Origin of the sequence: Nocardioides sp., assembly GCF_036401255.1 — a bacterium.
Classification (GTDB): domain Bacteria; phylum Actinomycetota; class Actinomycetes; order Propionibacteriales; family Nocardioidaceae; genus Nocardioides.
The window spans coordinates 1-3,683 of sequence record NZ_DASWVI010000422.1 but is presented as its reverse complement, the minus strand read 5'-3'; the positions used below and the strand labels follow the sequence as shown (position 1 = coordinate 3,683).

The following is a 3,683-nucleotide window of genomic DNA, read 5'->3' as shown; positions in this document are numbered from 1 at the left end:
CGCCACCCGGCCACGGCCACCGCGGTCCTCCTCCGAGACGGTGAGCCGCGTGGTGCGGGTGGTGTCCGCCGGGCTCAGGCCGAACGCGGCCGCGTACCTCGGCGCGATGGTGGCGGTCACCCGGTACCTGCCGGGTTCGAGCCGCAGCGGGCGCTCCTGGGCCAGGATCGGCGTCGCCCAGCCGTCCTGGATGCCCTGCACCGAGCCGAGCGTGAACGGGTTGTACCAGCACCCCTGGGGGTACGCCGAGCGGGCCGGTGCGTCCGGTCGGACGCGCTCGGACCAGCCGTTGAGGCACGCCGAGCGGTTGAGGTGCAGCGTCGGGCCGCGGCCCTTCGCGGGCTCGATGGTGATGCTCAAGAACCGGTCCAGCCCGCTGAACGACGTCATCGAGCCGGCCGGCAGCGGCACGTCGCCGGTGGCGGTGCGCCACACGGTCTGGATGGGCTCGTCGTACGACGGCCGCGTCGACCAGAGCTCGAACGGCGCGCCCTGGGCGATCAGCCGCAGCCCGAGGTCGGTCCAGGCGCGGTGGCGGTAGGAGTAGGCCGTGACGGCCTTCGGGGCCCACAGCGTCACCGGCGCGGCGCCGTCGGCACGGGGGGCGGTCGCCCGGTCGGTGACCGGGGTGCGTCCGGGGTCGGCGGCCGTGGCCGCCGGCAGCTGCGCGACGGCCGGGAGGGCCAAGGCGAGTGAGGCGAGCAGCGCCAGAGAGCGGCGCGTCGAGCGGGAGGTCGAGCGGATCAAGATGCGGGTCCTTCCCCGTCGGCAGCGTTCGCTGCGTGAGTTGACCCACCTTCGACGCGGAGGGGTGCCCTTTGGTTGCCGAGCGGCAAGACGGGCCGCTCGACACGACGTCGCGCGAACTACGCTCGGGCCATGAGCACGAACGCATCGGGCGGTGCCGGGGACCTGGTGCTGGCCGTCGCCGAGCGCGCCCGCGCCGCCAGCCACGGGCTGGCCCTGGCGACGCGCGCCGAGAAGGACCGCGCGCTGGAGGCGATGGCCGACGCATTGCTCGCCCGCGAGGCGGAGGTCCTGGCCGCGAACGACGAGGACGTCGCCCGTGCCGAGTCGGGAGGTACGCCGGCCAACATCGTCGACCGCCTGCGACTGACCCCCGAACGGGTGGCGGGCATGGCCCAAGGACTGCGCGACGTCGCCGGGCTGCCCGACCCGGTGGGGGAGGTCGTGCGGGGGAGCACGCTCGCCAACGGCCTCGAGCTGCGCCAGGTCCGGGTGCCGTTCGGCGTGGTCGGGATGATCTACGAGGCGCGCCCCAACGTCACCGCCGACGCGGCGGGCATCTGCTTGAAGTCCGGCAACGCCGTGCTGCTGCGCGGCAGCTCCAGCGCGCGCACGAGCAACGCCGCGATCGTCGCGGTGCTGCGCGACGCGATCGCGCAGGCAGGCCTCGACCCCGACGTGGTGCAGCTCGTGCCCGGCGACACCCACGACAGCGTCAAGGCGCTCATGCGGGCCCGCGGCCACGTCGACGTGCTGATCCCGCGGGGCGGCGCGGGCCTGATCCGCTCGGTCGTGGAGGAGTCGACGGTGCCGGTCATCGAGACCGGCGTGGGCAACTGTCACGTCTACGTCGACCGGGCGGCCGATCTCGACAAGGCGCTCGCGATCGTGCTCAACGCCAAGACCCACCGCACCAGCGTCTGCAACGCCGCCGAGTCGCTGCTGGTCCACGCCGACATCGCCGACGTCTTCGTCCCGCGGGTGGTCGCGGCGCTCCAGGGGTCCGGCGTCACGGTGCACGGTGACGCCCGGTTCCGGGCCGAGGACGGTGTCGTGGCGGCCACCGACGAGGACTACGCGCAGGAGTACCTCTCCCTCGACATCGCCGCGGCCGTCGTACCCGACCTCGACGCGGCCATCACGCACATCCGGCGCTGGTCGAGCCAGCACACCGAGGCGATCGTCACCGAGGACCTGGCCGCCGCCCGGCGGTTCACGGCGGCCGTCGACTCCGCCGCGGTGCTCGTCAACGCCTCGACGCGGTTCACCGACGGCGGCGAGTTCGGCTTCGGCGCCGAGATCGGGATCAGCACCCAGAAGCTGCACGCGCGTGGGCCCATGGGACTGCCGGAGATGACGTCGACCAAGTACGTCGTCACCGGCGACGGCCACGTCCGGTGAGACGTCCCGGGACCGGTCCGTGACGCTCCGGCGGCACCGCGCCCGGTAGGGTGTCGCCCATGCTGAACGCGTTCGCCATCGCCCTCGCCGCCGAGGAGCACGTCAACGAGAGTGTGCCGAACCACTGGCTGGTGGGCGGGATCACCCTGGTCATCCTGCTCGCGCTGCTGGGCGCGCTGCTGGCCTTCGGCTCGGGACGAGAGCACAGCTGACCGCCGAGCGCATGACCGCCCCCACGACCACTCCCCGCCGGGTCGGGGTCATGGGTGGCACCTTCGACCCGATCCACCACGGACACCTCGTCGCGGCGTCCGAGGTGCAGGCGTGGTTCGACCTCGACGAGGTCCTGTTCGTCCCGACCGGCGACCCCTGGCAGAAGTCCCACCGGGTCGTGTCGCCGGCCGAGCACCGCTACCTGATGACGGTGATCGCGACCGCCGCCAACCCGCGGTTCAGCGTCTCTCGCGTCGACATCGACCGGCAGGGCCCGACGTACACGATCGACACGCTGCGCGACCTGCGCGCCCAGCTGCCCGACGACGAGCTGTACTTCATCACCGGGGTCGACGCGCTCGCCGAGATCTTCACCTGGCGCGCCGCCGAGGAGCTCTTCGAGCTCGCCCAGTTCGTGGGCTGCACCCGGCCGGGCTACACGATGGACGAGGCGGCGCTGGCCACGATCCCGGCCGACCGGGTGACGATCGTGGAGATCCCCGCGCTGGCCATCTCCTCGTCCGACTGCCGCAAGCGCAAGCAACGCGGCGAGCCCGTCTGGTACCTCGTGCCCGACGGCGTCGTCCAGTACATCGCCAAGTACGACCTCTACCCCCAGGAAGCTCCCGAGGACCTGCCGTGACCGCCACCGAACGAGCCGTCGAGCTCGTCCACGCCGCCGCCCGCGCCGCCTCCGACAAGCTGGCCCAGCAGATCATCGCCTTCGACGTCAGCGACCAGCTGGCGATCACCGACGCGTTCCTGCTCGCCTCGGCCTCGAACGACCGGCAGGTGAAGTCGATCGTCGACGAGATCGAGGACAAGCTGCGCGAGATCGGCGCCAAGCCGCTGCGCCGCGAGGGCGAGCGCGACGGCCGTTGGGTCCTCATCGACTACGGCGAGGTCGTCGTGCACGTCCAGCACGAGGAGGAGCGGCAGTTCTACGCCCTCGAGCGGCTCTGGCGCGACTGCCCGGCCATCAAGCTCCCGGCCGACGTCGTCTCCCACGAGCGGTGAGCGGCCCCCGCCGGCTGGTCCTGCTCCGCCACGGCCGCACCGCCTGGAACCACGTGCTCCGCGTGCAGGGGCACACCGACGTCGGTCTCGACGACGCCGGCCACGAGCAGGCTGCCGGCGTCGCGTCCGAGGTGGCCGCGATGAGGCCGTCGCTGCTGTGGACCTCCGACCTCGCCCGGGCGCAGCAGACCGCGGCCCCCGTGGCGGCCGCGACCGGCCTCGCCGCGGTTCCGGACGCCCGGCTGCGGGAGTTCTCCCTCGGCGAGCGGGAGGGCCTGACCCACGAGGAGTACGCGGCGGCCGCG

Annotated in this window: 5 protein-coding genes and 1 pseudogene; 5 read left to right on the top strand and 1 reads right to left on the bottom strand. The window is 73.1% G+C overall.

Translation table 11 applies throughout. The features are described 5' to 3' along the window. Nucleotides 1-747: pseudogene (locus VGD85_RS19545) on the bottom strand (hypothetical protein); the annotation flags it as partial. A 132-nt stretch (nucleotides 748-879) separates the two neighbouring features. On the opposite strand from VGD85_RS19545, the gene VGD85_RS19540 reads away from it, so the two are divergent. The 5 genes from VGD85_RS19540 to VGD85_RS19520 form a co-directional block, all read left to right on the top strand. Further along, a complete protein-coding gene (locus VGD85_RS19540; RefSeq protein ID WP_331065102.1) occupies nucleotides 880-2,148 on the top strand; it encodes a glutamate-5-semialdehyde dehydrogenase in 1,269 nt (422 codons plus the stop codon). 59 nt (nucleotides 2,149-2,207) lie between these two features. Then, a complete protein-coding gene (locus tag VGD85_RS19535) occupies nucleotides 2,208-2,360 on the top strand; it encodes a hypothetical protein (RefSeq protein ID WP_331065101.1) in 153 nt (50 codons plus the stop codon). A gap of 11 nt (nucleotides 2,361-2,371) precedes the next feature. Beyond that, nucleotides 2,372-3,004: a nicotinate-nucleotide adenylyltransferase gene (nadD, locus tag VGD85_RS19530; RefSeq protein ID WP_331065100.1), complete on the top strand. Its 633-nt coding sequence runs from the start codon at nucleotides 2,372-2,374 to the stop codon at nucleotides 3,002-3,004. Further along, nucleotides 3,001-3,378, top strand: a complete 378-nt coding sequence (rsfS, locus tag VGD85_RS19525; protein WP_331065099.1) for a ribosome silencing factor — start codon at nucleotides 3,001-3,003, stop codon at nucleotides 3,376-3,378. The genes nadD and rsfS overlap by 4 nt, the downstream gene beginning before the upstream one ends. Beyond that, on the top strand, nucleotides 3,375-3,683 hold a 309-nt coding region (locus VGD85_RS19520; protein WP_331065098.1), incomplete at its 3' end, for a histidine phosphatase family protein. The genes rsfS and VGD85_RS19520, both read left to right, overlap by 4 nt.

What these genes read in the sequence shown, in the direction of transcription:
- VGD85_RS19535 (WP_331065101.1), top strand. Translation starts at nt 2,208, where the DNA reads ATGCTGAACGCGTTCGCCATCGCCCTCGCCGCCGAGGAGCACGTCAAC.
- nadD (WP_331065100.1), top strand. Translation starts at nt 2,372, where the DNA reads ATGACCGCCCCCACGACCACTCCCCGCCGGGTCGGGGTCATGGGTGGC.
- VGD85_RS19540 (WP_331065102.1), top strand. Translation starts at nt 880, where the DNA reads ATGAGCACGAACGCATCGGGCGGTGCCGGGGACCTGGTGCTGGCCGTC.